Source organism: Tepidibacter hydrothermalis (genome assembly GCF_029542625.1).
Classification (GTDB): domain Bacteria; phylum Bacillota; class Clostridia; order Peptostreptococcales; family Peptostreptococcaceae; genus Tepidibacter_A; species Tepidibacter_A hydrothermalis.
The window spans coordinates 875,491-896,213 of record NZ_CP120733.1; the positions used below are offsets into that span (position 1 = coordinate 875,491).

The following is a 20,723-nucleotide window of genomic DNA, read 5'->3' on the forward strand; positions in this document are numbered from 1 at the left end:
ATAAATGTATAAGGATGTGTTTTGCTTTGAATAATATAAAAATAATAACTGATAGCTCGTGCGATTTGCCTGAATATATAATTAAGCAATATAATATATCTGTTATACCGTTAAATGTTCTGTTTGACGAAGATTCTTATTTGGATGGTGTGGATATAACTAAAAAAGAATTTTATGAAAAAATGAGAAAAAGTACTAATCTTCCAAAAACATCTAGTCCATCTCCAGATAGATTTGTAAAAGAGTTTAACTGTGAGCAGGATAATATTATTGTTATATCTTTATCTTCTGGATTATCTAGTACGTATAATAATGCTTTGATAGGTAAAAATATGTACTTAGAAGGAGGAAATGAGAAGAGGATAGAGATAATAGACTCTAAAAATGGATCTATGGGAACTGGTTTATTGGTTCTGGCTGCATCTAGGATGATTGAAAAAGGAAAAAGTATAGACTACATAGTAGATAAAATCAATAAAGAGGTAAAAAAAATTTCAACATATGTTGTGCTTAATACAATAGAAAATGCAGCTAAGGCTGGTAGGATAAGCTCTTTTAAAGAGAAAATAGTTCAAGTTTTAAATTTAAAAGTAACTGTAAAGGTTGAAGATGGCCTTGTTAAAATATTTAGTAAAGCTAGAGGAGACAAGAAAAGTTTAAATAAATTAATAGATTTTATAGAAAATGAAGGGATTAATGCTTCAGAAAAAATATTGGCGATATGTCACTCGAATGCACTGGATAAGGCTTTAAAATTTAAAGAAATGGTTAATAATAAGTATAATTTTAAAGAAATAATAATATCTGAAATAGGAGCAACTATAGGTTCTTATTCGTCTGAAGGAGCTTTGTTGATTAGTTTTTAGTGAGAAGAAGGAGGAATATATATTGGAAAATAGAAACGAAATTAAGGATGAATTTAAATGGGATTTAGAAAGTATATATAAAAATGAAGATGAATTAAATAAAGATTTTGAAAAAATTAAAAATCTTTTAGAAGATATAAAGAAATATAAAGGCATTTTAGGTGAATCTGAGGATAATCTATATCAAACTTTAAACCTATATGAACAAATATCTAGATTGGCTGAAAATACATATGTATACACACATATGAAGCAACATGAAGATACAAGAGATACAAAACAGCAATCTTTATCTGGAAAGTCAGATATGTTATCAACTCAAATAGGAACTGTTACATCGTTTATGATTCCTGAAATCATAAGTATAGATGAAGAAAAGATGAATGAGTACTTAAATAATGATAAGCTAAAGCCTTACAAAAAGCTTATAGATCAAATATTAAGAAAAAAACCGTACACATTATCTCCTAAAGAAGAAGAAATTTTGGCTATGAGTTCTGATGTTGCAAATGTTGCAGAGAATGCATTTGATATGTTATCTTTTGCAGATATTAAGTTTCCTGAGATAGAGGATGAAAAGGGCGAAAAAGTAAGACTTACGCATGGTAATTTTTCGAAGTTCTTGCAAAGTAAAAATAGAGAAGTTAGAAAAAATGCATTTGTAAATATGTATGATACTTATACAAAGTATAAAAATACATTTGCAGCTACATTAGAAGGAAGTGTTAAAAGAGAGATTTTTTATGCGAAAGCGAGAAATTATGATTCTGCTATACAAGCATCTTTGTTTGAAGATGATATAAACTTAAGTGTATATGATAACCTAATAGAGGTTATAGCTAAAAACTTAGATACCATGCATAAATATTTGAAGTTAAAAAAAGAATTTTTGAGATTAGATGAAATACATATGTATGATATGTATACTCCTTTGGTTGAGAAGCTAGATATAAAAAAACCTTATGAGGAAGCTAAAGAGATAATACTTAAAGCTTTAAAACCGTTAGGGGATGAATATTTAGAGTTGATACAAAGGGCTTTTGATGAAAAATGGATAGATGTTTATGAAAATGAAGGTAAAAAAGGAGGAGCTTATTCTTGGGGAAGTTATGATTCACATCCGTTTATACTTCTTAATTATAAAGATGATTTGAATTCTTTATTTACCTTAGCTCATGAACTTGGACATTCTGCACATAGCTATTATTCTAGAAAAAATCAACCTTATCTATATTCTCATTATAAGATATTTGTAGCTGAGGTAGCATCTACTTTAAATGAGCAGTTACTTATGGATTACATGCTTAAAAACAGTAAGAGTGATGATGAGAGAGTATATATATTAAACTATTATTTAGAACAGTTCAGAACTACTGTATATAGACAAACTATGTTTGCTGAATTTGAAAAAATTATACATGAAAAATCTGAAAACCAAGAGACTCTTACTAATGAAGAATTTTGTAATATATACTATGATTTAAATGCTAAATATTATGGAAAAGATGTATGCGTTGATGATGAGATTGGAATGGAATGGGCTAGAGTACCTCATTTTTATTCTAATTTCTATGTATACAAGTATGCAACTGGATTTTCTGCTGCTGCAACTTTAAGTCATAATATATTAAGTGGAGATTCTAACGCAGTAGATAAATATTTAGAATTCTTAAAAAGTGGAGGATCTGAGTATCCACTAAATCAACTTAAAAAAGCTGGTGTAGATATGGAAGATGAAAAGGCTATACAAATAGCTCTTGATACTTTTAAAGAATTAGTAGATGAACTTGAAAAATCCAAATAAAGTAAAACTTAATTTGAATAAAAAAGAGGAATCGATAGATTTCTCTTTTTTTTAACAAATAAATACTATATCCTCATTGAAGTCAAAAATATACTTTGATATCATATATAATGAAACTTATAATATGTGTAGCATAATTTGTAGCGTGGGGTGATAATGTGAGACTTGTAAATGTTAATTATATAGATGTTGAAAAATATGAATATTATGTAGCTAAGCCTATATATTCAAATGGGATAGTATTGCTCCAAGAGAATGTTAAGTTGAATCTTAGTTATGTTAAGCAACTTAATTCAAAAGATATACAATATATTTATGTAAGTGATGAAATATCAGAAGGAATAGAACCAAATGATACAATATCAACTGAAAAGTATAGAGAAGTAAAAGATGTTATAAAAGACCAGTTTAACATGGCTAAAAAAGGTAAAAATATAGGTCTTAATATGAATATGATAAATAATACTGTTTCTGAACTTTTAGATATAATAACATCTAAAAGAGATATATCACACAGTATAAATGAAATTAGAATGACTGATGATTACTTATACGAGCACAGTTTGAATGTTATGGTATCGTGCATGTATACTGGTATTCTTATGAAATATGATAAAATAAAACTTCATAAATTAGCTTTGGGAGCTTTGTTGCATGATGTTGGAAAGGTTTTTATAGATTCTGAAATTTTGAATAAACCAGGAAAACTAACACCTGAGGAGAGAATTGAAATTGAAAAACATCCTGAAATTGGATATAGATATGTAAGTGATAATTATGGAAGTGAAATATCATCTTTAAGTAAGCAAATTATTTTACAGCATCATGAAAAGTGGAATGGAAAAGGGTATCCTAATCAGTTGTCAGGGGATTGTATATATGGAATGGCTAGAATATGTTCTGTAGCAGATGTATTTGATGCTTTAACTAGTGATAGGGTGTATAGAAAGAAAATGCCTATATATAAAGCTTCTGAGTATATATATAGTTTGGGGCATAATGACTTTGATTTTGAAATAGTTAAATTGTTTTTATCTAGAATAGTAAAATTTAAAGAAGGATCTATAGTAAAACTATCTGATGGATCTAAGGGTATTGTATATAATCAAAATAAACATATGCTAGATAGACCGATTATAAAATTACTTGTAGATAGAAATGGTAAGAATATAACATATAAAAATATATTTATAGATTTAATAGAGGAAAAGACTTTGTTTATAGAGAAACAATTAGAAAATATATTTTCTAATTAAGGAGATTAAATGTGAAAGAATTAAAAAAAAATATGCTTATAGGCTTGATTGTAGCTTTTGTATCTCAAATATATATAAATATATTTAATGATGATTTTAGAGTATCTGCTGGAATAATATTTTTATCAATTATATTTATATTCTTTAAGAATGTAGATATAGTAATAACCAGTATTGTAACAGCAAATATAGTATTTGTTTTGAGAGTTATTATATCGTGCTTTGGTGGAAATAGTCTTTATTATTCGTTTGAAGTTAATTATCCTGTGATATTTTTTTATTTAAGCTTTGGAATTGTATTTAATTTATTGAAAATTAGAAGTCAAAAGAATATATATCTTCTATTTACATCACTTTGTATGAGTGAATTTGTTGGAAATCTAGTTGAAACTGTATTTAGATATAATGTAGATTTTGATATTCAAAATATAAAGGTTTTGATTATGGTATGCATAGTTAGAAGTTCTATTGCTTTGATATTTGTAAATATAATAAAAGAATACAATATATTGATAGAAAAAGAAGAACATGATGAAAGGTATAGAAAATTATTATTTTTAATATCTAGCTTGAAAACGGAGATATACTTTATGGACAAGAATATGGATAATATAGAAGATGTTATGAGTAGTTCTTTTAGATTATATGAAAAGTTAGATGCGTTAGATGTAGATGAGGATATCAAGTCTATATCGCTTTCTATAACAAAAGACATACATGAAATTAAAAAAGATTATATAAGGGTTATAAAAGGTATAGAAGAGGTGACGCATATAAAGGCGAAGCACAAAGAGATGAGTCTTGTATATATATTTAATATACTTGAAGATAGTACTGTTAAGTATATAGATTCTATAGGCTCTGGTATTCAAGTAAATTTTAACACTGGAAAGGATGTAAAGGTTAAAGATCATTACATCCTAATATCTATACTTAGGAATTTGATAAATAATTCTATAGAATCTATAAATGGGACAAAAGGTGTTGTTGATGTTAGTTACTTTTATGAGAATGAAAAATTTATTTTTTTGGTATCTGATAATGGAAATGGAATAAGAAATTCTGATAAAAATTATATATTTAATCCGGGTTTTTCTACCAAGTTTAATATGGATACAGGTGATATGAACAGAGGTATAGGACTTACTATTGTGAAAGAGATGGTTGAGGGTCGTTTTAATGGATGTATAAGTGTTGAATCTGAGCAGGGTATAGGTACTGAATTCCAGATAATAATACCTAAAGAACAATTAGAAGGGTGATTGAATGAAGTTTTATATAGTTGATGATGATATAAGTGTTGTGAAGGTTTTAGAAAATATAATAGAGTATAAAAATTTGGGAGAAGTAATAGGGTATTCTTTGAGTGGAGAAGAAGGTATAAAAGAAATACTAGCCAAACACCCAAGTATAGTTATTGTTGATTTATTGATGCCGTGTAAAAACGGGATAGAAGTTGTAAAGGCGGTAAAGAAAATCAAGTCTGATATTAAGTTTGTTATGATATCTCAGGTATCATCCAAAGATATGATAGCTAAGGCGTATAATCAAGGGATTGAGTTTTTTATAAATAAGCCTATCAATATAATAGAAGTTGAAAATGTTATAAATAATGTAAAAGAAAAGGTTGAAATGCATGCTACTTTGAATAGCATAAAGGGTATGTTTAAGAATTTGGAGTCTAATGATACGGCTGCAAGTAAGAAGTCGGAAATTGCAAAAATTAAGTATTCTCTTTCGAAGTTAGGAATAATAGGAGAAATAGGAAGTAAAGATATAATAAATATATGTGAATATCTTATAGTAAAAGGCGATAAACATTTAAATTACAAGGTTAGCGAAATGTGCAAAAAACTTAGTAATAACCCTAAAGCGATGGAACAAAGAATTAGAAGAGCTATAAATAAAGCTCTGAATAATATAGCGAGTTTGGGAATTGAAGATTATATGAACGATGATTTTTCGACATATTCAAATTTAGTATTTAATTTTGAAGATGTAAAAGTTCAAATGGACTATATAAGGGGCAAAAATAAGTCGTGTGGGAAGATTAGTGTTAAAAAGTTTATAGAAGGTTTGTTGATACAAAATGAAATTATGTAATGGACGCATTGCATTTTACTGAAAAATGAAATGTATTATTTTGAATATTTCAGTATTTTTTTGTATTCCCCTTGTATCATAATATTATAAGATAAAAATTAGGAGGGGAATATATGAAAAAAAAGCTTAGTTTAACTATGAAAATATTTATAGCTTTAGGGCTAGGACTAGTAATGGGACTGATATTAAATTCTATGCCATCTGGGCATGTAAAAGATGTATTATTAATAGACGGAATATTCAAACTTTGTGGTAAGGTATTTATAAATGCGATAAAGATGCTTGTCGTACCTCTTGTATCTGTATCTTTGATTTGTGGAGCATCTGCAATTGGAGATGTTAAAAAATTAGGAAGAGTAGGGGTTAAAACTCTTGTTTTCTATATGATGACTACTGCTCTTGCTATAAGTGTAGCTTTATTAATAGGTAAATTTATGAATCCTGGGATTGGACTTGATATGTCTAATATAATAAAGCAAGAACCTACTATTGGACAATCGAAATCACTTGTTGATGTTATTATAGCTATGGTACCGACAAATCCTATAGCTTCAATGGCAAATGGAGATATGCTTCCTATAATCGTTTTCTCTCTATTAATGGGAATAAGTATGGCTTTAGTTGGAGAAAAAGCGCAACCTGTAATCAATATATTTGAATCTTTAAATGAAATAGTGATGAAAATGGTTATGGTTGTTATGGAGTTTGCACCTATTGGAGTATTTGCACTTATAGCTAATACATTTGCGAGTGTTGGGCTATCTGCAATGGCGAACCTAGGAAAATACATGATAGCAGTTATATTGGCATTAATAATACATGCAACATGTACTTATATGGGAGTACTTACATTTGTGGGTAGATTAAATCCTATAGTATTCTTTAAAAAGTTTTTACCAGTAGCTGGTGTGGCTTTCTCAACTTCATCAAGTAATGCAACACTTCCTGTTACTATCGAAGCTGTTGAAAACATGGGAGTATCTAAAAATGTTGCATCGTTTACACTTCCACTAGGTGCTACTATAAATATGGATGGAACTGCTATAATGCAAGGAGTTGCTTGTGTATTTATATCTCAAGTGTATGGTATTGATTTAAGCTTACAGGCTCTTTTAACTATAATAGCTACAGCTACGCTTGCATCAGTTGGAACTGCTGGAGTACCTGGAGTTGGAATGATTACATTATCAATGGTATTACAATCAGTAGGACTTCCTGTTGAAGGTATAGCTCTTATAATAGGTATAGATAGAGTTTTAGATATGTCTAGAACTGTTGTAAATATAACTGGAGATTCAGTATGTACGATCGTTGTAGCTAAAACTGAAGGCGAATTCGATGAAGATATGTACTACGATCAAAAAGTAATAGAAGAAGTTTTAAACTAAAAAATAAAGGGCATGAGGAAACTGGTGAAAAGGTCCTTATGCAAAATTTTAAATAGCAAGTAACAAGAAAAGAGCTCTTAGAATTGATTCTAAGAGCTCTTTTCTTGTGGATGTATATAATGTCTCTAGGCTCTTAAAAAATATTCTGGATATGAAAAAAGCCACTTTTCAGTGGCTTCGGGCCTGAGCCCTTTATTTTTGCTATTTTCTATTTTTATTGTATTTTACTCTATCGTTTTCGTTTAATACTTTCTTTCTAAGTCTTATAGCATCTGGAGTGATTTCTACAAGCTCATCATCAGCTATAAATTCTAATGCTTCTTCTAGAGTGAATGTTCTAGGTGGAGATAACTTAACAGCATCATCAGATCCAGAAGATCTTGTATTAGTTAATTTCTTGTTTTTACAAGGGTTAACTGTCATATCTTCTTTTCTAGAGTTCATACCTATAATCATACCCTCATAAACTTCTGTAGTAGGATTTATGAACATTGTAGCTCTGTCACTTAAGTTGAATAAAGAATAAGCCATAGCAACACCTTTAGCTTGAGAGATTAAAACTCCGTTTAATCTTTGCGGTATTTCACCTTTGTATTCTTCAAATCTTTCGAATGAACGAACTATAGTACCTTCTCCTCTAGTGTCGTTTATAAACTCACTTCTATAACCTATAAGACCTCTTGTAGGAACTATATACTCAAGTTTTGTGTAGTTATTCTCAGAAGACATACCTTCCATAAGACCTTTTCTTAAGTTAAGCTTAGAAATTACTGGTCCAGAATATTCATCAGGAACATTTAAGATAACTCTTTCAACTGGCTCAAGTAAAACTCCGTCTTCTTTATGCATTAAAACTTCAGGTTTTGAAACTGCAAGCTCATAACCTTCTCTTCTCATACTCTCTATAAGTATAGATAAGTGAAGTTCTCCTCTACCAGATACTTTGTATCCATCAGTAGTATCTAGTGAATCAACTTTTAATCCTACGTTTACTTCAAGTTCTTTTTCTAATCTATCTTTTAAGTGTCTAGTAGTTAAGAATTTACCACTTTGACCAACGAATGGAGAATCATTAACGTAGAAGTTCATAGAAAGTGTAGGTTCTTCTATGTTTATCATAGGCATAGGTAATATATTATCTTCATTACAAAGAGTTTCTCCTATAGATATATCAGATATACCAGATATAACTACTATATCTCCACTTTTAGCTTCTTTTTTAGCAACTTGGTTTAATCCTTCGTATACGAACATTTTAGCTACTTTACCTTTGCCAACAGAACCATCTCTTTTTGTTATAGCAACTGTTTCGCCTTCTTTTAAAGTACCTTTATAAATTCTTCCTATACCAAGTCTTCCGATGTAATCATCATAACCTAGAGCTGATACTTGCATTTGAAGAGATTCGTTATCGTAATCAGGGTATACATCTACATGATCTAGTATTGTCTCGAATAAAGGAGATAAATCAGTACTATCATCATCTAATTCTCTCTTTGCAATACCATCTTTTGCAATACCGTATATAATTGGAAATTCTAATTGTTCGTCGTTAGCATTTAAATCTACGAATAAATCGAATACCATATCTACAACTTCTTCAGCTCTTTGATCTTTTTTATCTATTTTGTTTATAAATAGGATTGGTCTAATTCCAAGTTCTAAAGATTTTTGAAGAACGAATCTAGTTTGAGGCATAGGACCTTCGCTTGAATCTACAAGTAGGATAACTGTATCAACAGTTTTTATAACCCTTTCAACCTCAGATGAGAAATCCGAGTGACCAGGTGTATCCACTATATTTATTTTTACTCCGTTGTATTGAATTGAGCAGTTTTTAGAGTATATAGTTATACCTCTTTCACGCTCTAAATCATTACTATCCATTACACAATCAACAACTTCTTGATTCTCTCTGAAAACACCACTTTGATTTAAGAATGCATCTACTAGTGTAGATTTTCCAGCATCAACGTGGGCAATAACTGCTATATTTACAATATCTTGTTTTTTCGACATATTAAACTCCCTTTCTTTAAAAATCGCATTCTTATATTGTACACTTAAATTGATGAATAATCAAATAAAGTTTTTGAATACTAATATTTACATATTATTAACATACTTAACTGAGCTATAACATCTATTTAACATTGACATAACAAAGAAATAGTATTCTAAATGTGTGGAAAAAATACGTTCTGAAATTTGAAAGGAGAATGTTTTATGGGAATTATTAAGACTAACATGAAAAAACTTTTATCACTTGGAATAATAGGTACTTTGTCAATAGGAATATTAGCAGGATGTGGAGGACAAACTCAAGATACTCAAACAGGATTAAGTGGAGCGATAGCAGTAGATGGTTCCAGTACTGTATATCCTATAAGTGAGGCTGTAGCAGAAGAATTTCAGAAGATGAATCAAGGGGTTAAGGTAACTGTTAATTTTTCTGGAACAGGTGGAGGATTCGAAAAATTCTTGGTTAAAGAAACAGATATAAATGATGCATCAAGACCTATAAAGGATAAAGAAATAAAGAAAGCTAAAGAGGTTGGAATTGATTATTTAGAACTTAAAGTTGCATACGATGGACTATCTGTTGTTGTAAATAAAGAAAATGACTTTGTAGACTACTTAACTTTAGAAGAATTAAATAAAATATGGGAACCTAATAGTACTGTTAAGACGTGGAAAGATGTAAGAGCTGAGTGGCCTGCTGAACCTGTAAAGCTTTATGGACCTGGAAGTGACTCAGGAACATTCGAATACTTTACAGAAGAAGTAAATGGTGAAGGTGGAGCTATAAGGGTAGATTATACTGCAAGTGAAGATGATAATGTACTTGTAAATGGTATAGCGGGAGATCAGTATTCAATAGGATTCTTTGGATATGCATATTATATAGAAAATAAAGATAAGTTAAAAGTAATTCCTATAGATTCTGGAAATGGACCAGTAGAACCTACTGCTGAAACTGTAGAAAATGGAACATATAAACCTCTTTCAAGACCATTATTCATATATGTTAATAAAGAAGCTTTACAAAGATCAGAGATTAAAGAATTTATAACTTATTATTTAACAGAAGGTAAAGAATTAGTTCCTGAAATTGGATACGTAAAATTGCCACAATCAGAGTATGATAACCAACTTTCTCAAATAGAATAATAAATAGATTTAAAAAGAAACAAACACTCAAATGAGAAAGATAACTATGAGTGTCTGTTTCTTTTTTTTTTACTTAATATAGTCAGATAAAGTGAAACTTAATTTAGGTGGAGTCTTAGAACTCTTAGCTTTAGGATAAATGGTCAGGGGGAAAATTATGAAATCTAAAATAAAGACTATCGATTTTAAATCCATTAGTTTAAAAAATATAAAATTAGATACATTGAGGTTTAAAATAACACTAAGTATAATACCTGCACTATTGCTTATAGTAGTAGGATGTACATGTTTTACAATATCAAGTTTAAAAGATATAAGTTTTTATCTAATAGAAGAAAAACTTGAATCGAATTTACAAACAACGGAAGATCTTATGGAATTTATAATATCGGGTAATTGGAATGTGAAAAATGGAACTTTACATAAGGGAGATATACAAGTTGAAGGTAACTATACTTTAGTAGATATTTTATCTGATAAAACTGGAAACATAGTATCTATATTTAAAGATGATAAAATTGTATCTACTACTGTTAGGGTTAGGGGATCGAGAAATGTTGGAGTAAAAGCACCTAAAAAAGTAATAGATAAAGTTCTAAAAAAAGAAGGAGTTTACATAGAGGAATCAATTATAGAGGGGAAAAAGTATGAGATTTTATATAAACCTTTAAGGGATAAAGATGGAAATGTAATAGGTATGTTTTATATGGGAGTTGATAAAACACTTATTGAAGAAAAAATAAACTCTGTTATTTATTATTCTCTATTAATTTCGTCTGTTTTATTAGCTATATCAATAATAATTATAGGGTTTATTTCTAAAAGAATAACAAATCCAATAATTGGTATTAAATCTCAACTTGAAGAAATGGCAAATGGAGAAGGTGATTTAACTAAAAGACTTAGTATAAATACAAAAGATGAGATAGGTCAGTTAAGTAAAGAGTTTAATAATTTTTTAGATAATCTAAATAATTTAATTTCTGATATAAAGATGTCTGCACAAAAACTGTCTTCTTTTAATAATGAAATAGCAATATCTATTGATGTATCTAATGCATCAATGCAACAAATATACGCTGTTTCAAGTAGCATAAGCTCTAAATCGGAAGAGAATATAGACTATATTAATCAAATTGAAAATTCTATAGATAGTATATCTGAAAATGCACAATTTACAGCTGTTTCTATTGAAGATGTACATCAAATATATGAAGAGTTAAAAATAGAAACTAAAAAAGGAGAAACTAATATAAAAGAAATAGTATATTCAGTAAATGATATAAAATTACTTACTAATAATTTGGTGGACGTATTAGAAAAATTAAATTTATCATCTGAAAAAATCGTTCAAATAGTAGAAGTTATAAGTAATATTTCAAGACAAACAAATTTACTGGCATTAAATGCATCTATTGAAGCAGCTAGAGCAGGAGAAGAAGGAAGAGGGTTTGAGGTAGTAGCTAAGGAAATTAGAAAGCTTGCTGATGAAACTAATAACTCTGCCCGAAGTATTTCTGAAATAATAAAAGAATTTAAGGGTGAAATACAAAAAGTAGTAATTCAAACATCTAATGTAGATGGAAAGGTTAATGAAAGTGTAAGTAGAGCTGAAAAGGTAAAAAATAGCATATTAGAAATAATAAATTCAATAGTTGGAGTATCGTATAAAATTGAAGGAATATCTAGTGTAGCTAATGAACAAGCAGCTAGTACTCAAGAAATATCAAGTTCTACTACATCTATTATAGATGGTATAAGGTGGACTGGGGAAGAGATGATAAATATAGGAGATAACATTGAAAATCAATCTAAAATATTTGAGGAATTATCTAATTCTTCTGGTGAGATTGTTGATATGTCTTCATATCTTAATGATTTGGTTGGAAGATTTAAAACAGATTAATTTACATAAAATTAACCCAATTAACAAACAGATAATATCTACTTAACACTCACATAACAAATAAATAGTATTCTAAATATGTCATGAATAATAGAGAGAGAAAAAAATTAAGTTTTACATACAAGGAAATTATATGATTTTCAAATTATGTATAACCTTGATGAAGGAGCTACTTTTGCAACTATTTTTGAGCAAGGGAGCTCGTTAGAGATCGTTGGCGACATGAGTCAGCGCGTAGCTACTAGACGAATTTTATTATTGTAATATAGGAGGTTGAAATATGAAGAAATTAAATGAAAAAGTAATAAAACATATTTTATTTGGATGCGGAATGGTATCTATATTTATAACTATTAGTATATTATTTATTTTATTTAAAGAAAGTGCATTGTTTTTTACGCATATATCACCTGTAGATTTTTTTACAGGAAAGCAGTGGACTCCTCTGCTAAAACCTCAGCACTTTGGAATACTACCGTTAGTAAGCGGAACATTTTTAATAGTATTATTTTCATCTATAATTTCAATACCTATAGGGTTATTAAGTGCTATATATTTAAGTGAGTATTCAAATAAAAAAGTTAGAAAAATAATTAAACCTATATTAGAAATATTAGCAGGAATACCATCAATAGTTTACGGTTTTTTTGCCCTTAATATCATTACCCCTATACTTAAAAATTTAATACCTCAAACAAATATCTACAATGCACTTAGTGCAGCTATAGCTGTAGGTATAATGACCATACCGATGGTACTATCTTTAAGTGAAGATTCTATGCAGGCAGTTCCTAAAAGCTTAAGAGAAGGTGCTTATGCTTTAGGGCTTACAAAATTAGAGGTTGTATTTGGGGTAGTCATTCCAGCTTCTATATCAGGAATAATATCATCTTTTATACTGGCTATATCGCGAGCAATAGGAGAAACTATGATAGTAGCACTTGCAGCAGGATCAACTCCTAAGCTTACTTTAAATCCACTTGAAAGTATTCAAACTATGACAGGATTTATAGTTCAGGTAAGTCAAGGAGATATAGCAAAAGGTACAATAGAATCTCAAACTTTATATGCAGTTGCTATGCTTTTGTTTATTATGACGTTAATTATGAATATGTTATCTAGATATGTTGCTGATAAACTTAGGGAGGAATATTAATGAATGCAATTAAATTGAAAAATAAAGAATTTATAAATGAAAAATTTAATTATAATATGAACTTAAAAAAGAGAAAAATAATGAATAAAATTTTTCATTCTATATTATTAGCATCCATATCATTGATAATACTAATATTAATTGCTCTTTTCTCAGATGTTTTCAAAAAAGGTATTTCTCATGTAAATGTTGATTTCTTTTTAAATTATACATCTAGAATTGCTAGTAAATCAGGAATAAGAGCGTCTATACTTGGATCTTTATGGGTAAATATATTAACTTTATTAATTGCATTTCCACTAGGTCTTGGGTCTGCAATATATTTAGAAGAATATGCACCGAAGAATAAATTAACAAATATAATACAAGTCAATATAAGTAACTTAGCTGGAGTTCCATCTATTGTATATGGAATATTAGGACTTTCTTTGTTTGTTAGAACTTTTGGATTTGGAAGAAGTATTTTATCTGCATCTTTAACCATGGCTTTACTAATACTTCCAATAATAATAGTTTCATCTAGAGAAGCTTTAAAAACAGTACCTAAAGAGTTAAAGGAAGCATCATATGCACTAGGTGCTACTAAATGGGATACAATAACTGGAGTTATTATTCCTTATGCTATACCGGGGATATTAACAGGGACAATACTTGCTGTATCAAGGGCTATAGGAGAAGCAGCACCACTTGTTGTTGTTGGAGGAGCAGCTGGAATTTGGTTTTCTCCAAAGGGGATATTTGATGAATTTACAACCCTACCTCTTCAAATATATAACTGGGCATCAAAGCCTCAAGCAGAATTTCAAAATGTTGCATCTGCAGGAATATTAGTATTACTTATAGTTTTAATATCAATAAATTTAGTAGCAATACTTCTGAGAAATAAGTATCAGGATAGGATAAAACAATAGGAGGGGAATAAGATGCCAGTTAAAATGAAAGTAAGTAATTTAGATTTTTACTATGGAAGTTTTAAAGCTTTGAAAAATATAAATATAGATATAGAAGAAAAGAAAGTAACTGCTTTTATAGGTCCTTCGGGATGTGGTAAATCTACATTCCTAAGAACATTAAATAGAATGAATGATTTAATAGAAGGAACAAAACTAAGTGGAGATATTGTACTGGACGGAGAAGATATATATTCAAATATTATTGAGGTAGAGGATTTAAGAAAAAGAGTAGGAATGGTATTTCAAAAACCTAATCCTTTTCCAAAATCAATATATGAAAATATAGTATATGGACTAAAAAAACAAGGTATTAGAGATAAAAAAAGGTTAGATGAGGTTGTTGAAAAAAGTCTTCGTGGTGCAGCTCTGTGGGATGAAGTAAAAGATAGATTAGATAAATCGGCATATGGATTATCAGGAGGACAACAGCAAAGGTTGTGTATAGCAAGAGCTATAGCTATGGAGCCTGAAGTTATTTTGATGGATGAGCCAACATCGGCACTAGATCCTATAGCAACATCTAAGGTGGAAGATCTTATACAAGAATTAAAAAAAGACTACACTATAGTAATAGTTACTCACTCTATGCAACAAGCTGCTAGAATATCTGATAACACAGCATTCTTTTTGATGGGAGAAGTAATTGAGTTTGGAGAAACCAACAAGATATTTACAACTCCAAAAAATAAAAAAACTGAAGACTATATAACTGGAAGATTTGGTTAGGAGGTAGCTTATGGTTAGGGAAAATTTTAAAACTGATTTAAATGAATTAAAAGAAGATGTTATGTTTATGATGGATAAAGTAGAAGAATTGATAGAAAAATCTGTTGATGCACTTGTTAACCAAGATTTAGAACTTGCAAGAAGTATAATAAAACTAGATGATGAAATAGATAATTATATGTATGAAATAGAGGAAAAAGCTATAGAACTTATAGCTCTTCAGCAACCTATGGCAAAAGATCTTAGAATAGTATTTTCTGTATCTAAAATGATAACGGATCTTGAACGTATTGGAGATTTTTGTGTTAATATATCTAAAGAAACTATAAAAATAGGAAAAGAAGAACATATAAAGCAGCTTGTAGACATCCCAAAAATTAAAGAAATCATTATTACTATGATGAAAAACCTGAAAATAAGTTTCAAATTAGAAGATGCGGAGATAGCTTTTGAAGTAGGGAAAGAGGATGAACTTGTAGATGACTTATATAAAGATATATATAGGGATATATTGGAGTTGATACACAAAAGCACAGTGTATACAAATCAAGGTACAAAATTACTCTTTATAGGAAGATATTTAGAACGAATAGCAGATCATATAACTAATATATGTGAAGGGATAATATACATTTCAAAGGGAGAGAGAATAGAAATAAACTAGGGTTCAAAAGGTTGAATATTTAGGAAGGGATAAGGGGAATTTTAAATTAGAAGATGGATATATACCTTGAGTCTAGAAAAAAAGATGGATTAGGGTATGGAATGTGTATATAAAATGTATAATGATATTTTAAATACGACAAATATTGATAAAAAATATACAGAAAAAGCAACTAAATTGTTATTTATAGGGAAAAAATTGGAAATGATGGGAGGGAAATTAACTAATATTCACGAGATGAATATATATATTCAAGGGAGAAAAAATAGAGATAAATTGTAATATATGTTCAAATTTGTGGGAGGAAGGTGTTGATACAGTTGGTAATGTATTAACACTTTTTGTTTTTGAATGATTTTGAAAATTTTGAATATCTTTATGCTTGTTAAAAATTAACGTTTTAAGGTTGAAAATTATTTCACAAGTTGTATAATTAAAGACAAAGGGGTATTAAAAAAAAATTTGGGGGTATGATTATATGTCAGTTATGGAAAGTATTTTAGAACAAGTTAAAAAAAGAAATCCTGGTGAAGTAGAATTCCACCAAGCAGTAGAAGAGGTTTTACAGTCTTTAGAGCCTGTTATAGCAAAACATCCTGAGTTTGTAGAATCTGGTCTTTTAGAAAGATTTGTAGAGCCAGAAAGACAAATTATGTTTAGAGTACCTTGGTTAGATGATAATGGAAAGACTCAAGTTAACAGAGGATTTAGAGTACAATTTAACAGCGCTATAGGACCTTACAAAGGTGGACTAAGATTCCATCCATCTGTTTATCTTGGAATTATAAAGTTTTTAGGATTTGAACAAATACTTAAGAATTCATTAACTGGACTTCCTATAGGTGGAGGTAAAGGTGGATCAGATTTTAATCCTAAGGGTAAATCTGACAATGAAATAATGAAGTTCTGTCAAAGTTTTATGACTGAATTATACAGACATATAGGACATGATTTAGATGTTCCGGCTGGAGATATTGGAGTTGGAGCAAGAGAAATAGGATATTTATTTGGACAATATAAAAGAGTGAAGAATGCATATGAAGGGGGAGTTCTTACTGGTAAAGGACTTACATATGGAGGATCACTTGCAAGAAAACAAGCTACAGGATTTGGAGTTATCTACTTTACAAATGAAATGCTTAAAGAGCATGGACTTAGCTATGAAGGTAAAACAGTAGTTATTTCTGGTTCTGGAAATGTTGCTATATACGCTTGTGAAAAAGCTCAATCTCTAGGAGCTAAAGTAGTTGCTATGTGTGACTCTACAGGATATATATATGATAAAGATGGAATTAAATTAGATACAGTTAAGAGAATTAAAGAAGTTGAAAGAAAGAGAATTAGTGAGTATGTAAAGGATCATCCAGAAGCTGAATATCATGATGGACAAAAAGGTATTTGGACTATTAAATGTGATGTGGCTCTTCCTTGTGCAACTCAAAATGATATAGATGTTAAAGAAGCTCAGCAATTAATTGATAATGGAGTGACAGCTTTAGGTGAAGGTGCTAATATGCCTTGTACAAATGAAGCGGTTAACTTATTCTTAGATAATAAAATATTAGTAGCTCCTGCAAAGGCTGCTAATGCAGGTGGAGTTGCAACTTCTGCTCTTGAGATGTCTCAAAATAGTATGAGATTATCTTGGACATTTGAAGAAGTTGATGAAAAATTACATGGAATAATGGTAAACATATTCAAAGCAGCTAAAGATGCAGCTAAAGAATATGGAATGGAAGGAAATTATGTGGCTGGAGCTAATATAGCTGGTTTCTTAAAAGTTGCCGATGCTATGATGGCTCAAGGATTAGTTTAATAGATATAAAAAATACTGGAGATTTCTCCAGTATTTTTTTATGGCTATTTTTCATAAAGTTCAAGCTAAGGAATTATACAAGCTGAAGTACACTTACAAAATAAAGGGTATTAAAATGTTAGCGAATGATTTAAATAGTTTTGTATATAACTTGGATTACATCGTTTGAATATGCGTTAAGAAAGTTCTTTGTCTGAACGTAGTGAGTTTAGAACTTTTAGTATATTTAATAAGATGTAATTCTTAGTTTTATTAAAAATATTTAACACATGAGCGGTATTTTAATGCCCTTTATTTTGGGATTAAACCTATAGTGTAGTTCTTATAATTTAAATCTATTTAAAATATCTCTGCATCAGATGTATTTTTTATAGATAGTTTTTGATAAACAAAGACTTAAAAAATCCTAGATCTCGTTTGCACGAAATCTAGGATTTTTTATGCTGTGTGTGTTTGAGGTATTTCAGGTATATCCTTTTGTCTATCGTAATAACCATTTACTATATTTAAAGCTTCGTTAAATACACTGTCAAAGTCTTTAAATAGTATATCTTGATTTGTACTAGTTATAAATTCGCATTTTTTTAATACTTTAAGTGGTTGATATTGAATATCTAGTATTAAAAGCTTTATTCCGTTTTTATCACATAAATCTTTAGTTGCTTCTAGGGCGTTATATGCAGTTGCATCCATTGCATATACATTACTCATTTTTAATATAAATACCTTAGGAAGATTATTGATATTTTTCATAGTTTTTATAAATTTATCTGTAGCACCGAAGAAGAATGCTCCGTTTATCTCATATATGTAAATATCCTTAGGAATTTGAACCTTATATTCAAAAGTAGTTTCATCTACCTCTTCGTAAGTATAAGATACTGGTCTTATATCTGTAACATCTGCCATTCTTTTCATAAATAAGAAAGAAGAAAGTACAATTCCAACACCAATAGCGATTACTAAATCGAAGAAAACTGTTAATAAAAATACGGTTAAAAATACAACCGAATCACTCTTTGGAAACTTATGTATTCTTTTAAAAGCATCCCATTCTCCCATGTTATATGATACAACTATTAGAATAGCTGAAAGTGATGCCATTGGAATTAACTTTATATAAGGCATTAAAATTATCATGAACAATATTAAGGTAATTGAATGAACTATACCTGATATTGGCGTTCTACCACCATTTTTTATATTAGCTGCTGTTCTTGCTATAGCGCCTGTTGCAGGAATTCCACCGAATAATGCAGAACCTATATTAGCTATACCTTGTGCTACTAATTCCATATTAGAACGATGATTTCCGCCTATCATACCATCTGCTACTACTGCTGATAATAAGGACTCTATACCTGCAAGAATAGCTATTGTTATAGCTGAAGGAATAAGCATTATTACCATATTCATATCAATATTTGGAATATGAATACTAGGAAGAGTAGAAGGTATATTATTAAAAGTACTTCCGATTGTATCTATATTCAAATTAAAATACATTGTTGCAAATGTAGAAAATATTATAGCTATAAGTGTGGGTGGAATCTTTTTATTTATTTTAGGTAAAAGCATTATTAGTAGTATTGATGTTAGACCTATTAATAAGCTTTGCATGTTAGTAGAGCTTAAGTTTTGGAAATATACTATCCATTTATGCATAAACTCTGATGGAACATCGATATTAAGTCCTAAAAAATCCTTTATCTGTGTTGAAAAAATAGTTACAGCTATACCGCTTGTAAATCCTGTTGTAATAGGATAAGGTATGTATTTTATCATATTACCGCATTTAAGAAGACCCATTAGAACAAGAAAAAATCCTGCCATAAACGTGGCGACAGTTAATCCTTCTATTCCATACTTTTGAATGATACCGTATACGATTACAACAAAAGCTCCTGTTGGCCCTCCGATTTGAACTTTACTTCCTCCGAGTAAAGATATTAAAAATCCTGCTATGATTGCAGTGTAAAGACCTTTTTCTGGTGATACACCAGATGCAATAGCTAGAGCTATTGAAAGTGGTAGGGCTATAATAGCAACTATTATCCCAGATATAAAGTCTTTTGTAAATTGTTCCTTGCTATATGATTTGGAACAAGTAAATAGTTTTGGAAGTAACATAAACACCATCCCTTTGATATTGAAATATTGTTAGATATTGTATACAACATATAATCATACACCTAAGATAAGGATATGTCTATGATAATTACTGACAAATAGCAAATTGAGAATTGATTGAAAATTGAAATGATAAAAATTAGATGTATAGCTGAAAAAAGATGATTATTTAAATACCGTGAATGCATTAAATATACTAAAACTTCTTAAACTCGCAAAAGCTCAGACATAAGAAGTTTTTTAACGTATATTTAAACAATGCAAGGCAAGTTTTATTGAAATCTATTTAAAAGATTCACTAACATTTAAATAACCATCTTTTTTAGTGTAGATATAGTAGTAGAGCATATGATTTTTAATCTAGGGAGTCTGTGAATATTTATTGGATATATAAACCATAAGCTGGTATGAAGAAAATTTTTAAAAATGGGGTAAGATTATTAATAAGACAAAACCTTAGTTGTATTAGTCAAAATATCTGAAAGAATTCACTAACATTTCCATAGACAGTTTTTTATTCTTAAGGAAGTTATATCATTTTTTGTTTTGCGAATAACTTATTTAAAAGGCTGTACTTGCAATTATTTTTGAGCAACGGAGCCTGTAAGGATCGTTGGCGACATGAGTCACCGCGTTAGCGAGTAGACGAATTTTTTATTAATTCATATGAGAGAAAATTAATCTTACCTCATTTATAAAAGGAAAAACTATTTATTAAATATATTTAAAATTTAAGAATTATACTTACAAAATGAAGGGTATTAAAATGTTAGCGAATGATTTA

At 29.3% G+C, this 20,723-nt stretch carries 16 protein-coding genes; 14 read left to right on the forward strand and 2 right to left on the reverse strand.

Annotated elements, in window-relative coordinates:
- The first annotated feature begins 26 nt into the window (after positions 1-26).
- The 6 genes from P4S50_RS03765 to P4S50_RS03790 all read left to right on the forward strand — a co-directional run bounded on the left by P4S50_RS03765 (position 27) and on the right by P4S50_RS03790 (position 7,417).
- A complete protein-coding gene (locus P4S50_RS03765; RefSeq protein WP_277733198.1) occupies positions 27-866 on the forward strand; it encodes a DegV family protein in 840 nt (279 codons plus the stop codon).
- A gap of 19 nt (positions 867-885) precedes the next feature.
- On the forward strand, positions 886-2,670 hold the full coding sequence (gene pepF, locus P4S50_RS03770) for an oligoendopeptidase F (protein WP_277734669.1): 1,785 nt from the start codon (positions 886-888) through the stop codon (positions 2,668-2,670).
- Positions 2,671-2,828: 158 nt separating this feature from the next.
- Positions 2,829-3,926 carry an HD-GYP domain-containing protein gene (locus tag P4S50_RS03775; RefSeq protein ID WP_277733200.1) on the forward strand — a complete coding sequence of 366 codons (1,098 nt, stop codon included), beginning with the start codon at positions 2,829-2,831 and terminating at the stop codon, positions 3,924-3,926.
- An 11-nt stretch (positions 3,927-3,937) separates the two neighbouring features.
- Positions 3,938-5,188, forward strand: a complete 1,251-nt coding sequence (locus P4S50_RS03780) for an ATP-binding protein (RefSeq protein WP_277733201.1) — start codon at positions 3,938-3,940, stop codon at positions 5,186-5,188.
- Positions 5,189-5,192: 4 nt separating this feature from the next.
- Positions 5,193-6,029, forward strand: coding sequence for a response regulator (locus P4S50_RS03785; RefSeq protein ID WP_277733202.1), 837 nt, complete (start codon positions 5,193-5,195; stop codon positions 6,027-6,029).
- Between the two features lie 113 nt (positions 6,030-6,142).
- Positions 6,143-7,417 (forward strand): dicarboxylate/amino acid:cation symporter, encoded by a 1,275-nt coding sequence (locus P4S50_RS03790; protein WP_277733204.1) that lies wholly within the window; start codon positions 6,143-6,145, stop codon positions 7,415-7,417.
- Positions 7,418-7,618: 201 nt separating this feature from the next.
- Here the strand turns inward: P4S50_RS03790 and typA are convergent, their stop codons facing one another.
- Positions 7,619-9,436: a translational GTPase TypA gene (typA, locus tag P4S50_RS03795; protein ID WP_277733206.1), complete on the reverse strand. Its 1,818-nt coding sequence runs from the start codon at positions 9,434-9,436 to the stop codon at positions 7,619-7,621.
- Between the two features lie 207 nt (positions 9,437-9,643).
- Between typA and P4S50_RS03800 the strand changes: the two genes are divergently transcribed.
- The 8 genes from P4S50_RS03800 to gdhA all read left to right on the forward strand — a co-directional run bounded on the left by P4S50_RS03800 (position 9,644) and on the right by gdhA (position 17,809).
- Entirely contained in the window at positions 9,644-10,588 is a 945-nt protein-coding gene (locus tag P4S50_RS03800) for a PstS family phosphate ABC transporter substrate-binding protein (RefSeq protein ID WP_277733208.1), read from the forward strand.
- A 157-nt stretch (positions 10,589-10,745) separates the two neighbouring features.
- Positions 10,746-12,494, forward strand: coding sequence for a methyl-accepting chemotaxis protein (locus P4S50_RS03805; protein WP_277733210.1), 1,749 nt, complete (start codon positions 10,746-10,748; stop codon positions 12,492-12,494).
- 280 nt (positions 12,495-12,774) lie between these two features.
- Entirely contained in the window at positions 12,775-13,650 is an 876-nt protein-coding gene (gene pstC / locus P4S50_RS03810; RefSeq protein WP_277733212.1) for a phosphate ABC transporter permease subunit PstC, read from the forward strand.
- The gene (pstA, locus tag P4S50_RS03815; RefSeq protein ID WP_277733215.1) at positions 13,650-14,561 is read left to right on the forward strand and encodes a phosphate ABC transporter permease PstA; all 912 of its coding nucleotides are present in this window, start codon (positions 13,650-13,652) and stop codon (positions 14,559-14,561) included. The genes pstC and pstA overlap by 1 nt, the downstream gene beginning before the upstream one ends.
- Before the next feature lie 12 nt (positions 14,562-14,573).
- On the forward strand, positions 14,574-15,329 hold the full coding sequence (pstB, locus tag P4S50_RS03820) for a phosphate ABC transporter ATP-binding protein PstB (RefSeq protein WP_277733216.1): 756 nt from the start codon (positions 14,574-14,576) through the stop codon (positions 15,327-15,329).
- 10 nt (positions 15,330-15,339) lie between these two features.
- Complete coding sequence (gene phoU / locus P4S50_RS03825) at positions 15,340-15,993, forward strand: phosphate signaling complex protein PhoU (RefSeq protein WP_277733217.1); 654 nt, start codon at positions 15,340-15,342, stop codon at positions 15,991-15,993.
- A gap of 96 nt (positions 15,994-16,089) precedes the next feature.
- Entirely contained in the window at positions 16,090-16,275 is a 186-nt protein-coding gene (locus P4S50_RS03830; protein WP_277733218.1) for a hypothetical protein, read from the forward strand.
- Between the two features lie 196 nt (positions 16,276-16,471).
- Complete coding sequence (gene gdhA / locus P4S50_RS03835) at positions 16,472-17,809, forward strand: NADP-specific glutamate dehydrogenase (RefSeq protein ID WP_277733219.1); 1,338 nt, start codon at positions 16,472-16,474, stop codon at positions 17,807-17,809.
- A gap of 438 nt (positions 17,810-18,247) precedes the next feature.
- Here gdhA and P4S50_RS03840 read toward each other — a convergent pair whose 3' ends face one another.
- Complete coding sequence (locus P4S50_RS03840) at positions 18,248-19,939, reverse strand: SulP family inorganic anion transporter (RefSeq protein ID WP_277733220.1); 1,692 nt, start codon at positions 19,937-19,939, stop codon at positions 18,248-18,250.
- Positions 19,940-20,723: the final 784 nt, after the last annotated feature.

Excerpts from the sequence above, each read along its gene's own strand:
- P4S50_RS03785 (WP_277733202.1), top strand. The coding sequence starts at position 5,193 with ATGAAGTTTTATATAGTTGATGATGATATAAGTGTTGTGAAGGTTTTA.
- P4S50_RS03790 (WP_277733204.1), top strand. The coding sequence starts at position 6,143 with ATGAAAAAAAAGCTTAGTTTAACTATGAAAATATTTATAGCTTTAGGG.
- typA (WP_277733206.1), bottom strand. The coding sequence starts at position 9,436 with ATGTCGAAAAAACAAGATATTGTAAATATAGCAGTTATTGCCCACGTT.
- P4S50_RS03800 (WP_277733208.1), top strand. The coding sequence starts at position 9,644 with ATGGGAATTATTAAGACTAACATGAAAAAACTTTTATCACTTGGAATA.
- P4S50_RS03805 (WP_277733210.1), top strand. The coding sequence starts at position 10,746 with ATGAAATCTAAAATAAAGACTATCGATTTTAAATCCATTAGTTTAAAA.
- pstC (WP_277733212.1), top strand. The coding sequence starts at position 12,775 with ATGAAGAAATTAAATGAAAAAGTAATAAAACATATTTTATTTGGATGC.
- pstA (WP_277733215.1), top strand. The coding sequence starts at position 13,650 with ATGAATGCAATTAAATTGAAAAATAAAGAATTTATAAATGAAAAATTT.
- pstB (WP_277733216.1), top strand. The coding sequence starts at position 14,574 with ATGCCAGTTAAAATGAAAGTAAGTAATTTAGATTTTTACTATGGAAGT.
- phoU (WP_277733217.1), top strand. The coding sequence starts at position 15,340 with ATGGTTAGGGAAAATTTTAAAACTGATTTAAATGAATTAAAAGAAGAT.
- P4S50_RS03830 (WP_277733218.1), top strand. The coding sequence starts at position 16,090 with ATGGAATGTGTATATAAAATGTATAATGATATTTTAAATACGACAAAT.
- gdhA (WP_277733219.1), top strand. The coding sequence starts at position 16,472 with ATGTCAGTTATGGAAAGTATTTTAGAACAAGTTAAAAAAAGAAATCCT.
- P4S50_RS03840 (WP_277733220.1), bottom strand. The coding sequence starts at position 19,939 with ATGTTACTTCCAAAACTATTTACTTGTTCCAAATCATATAGCAAGGAA.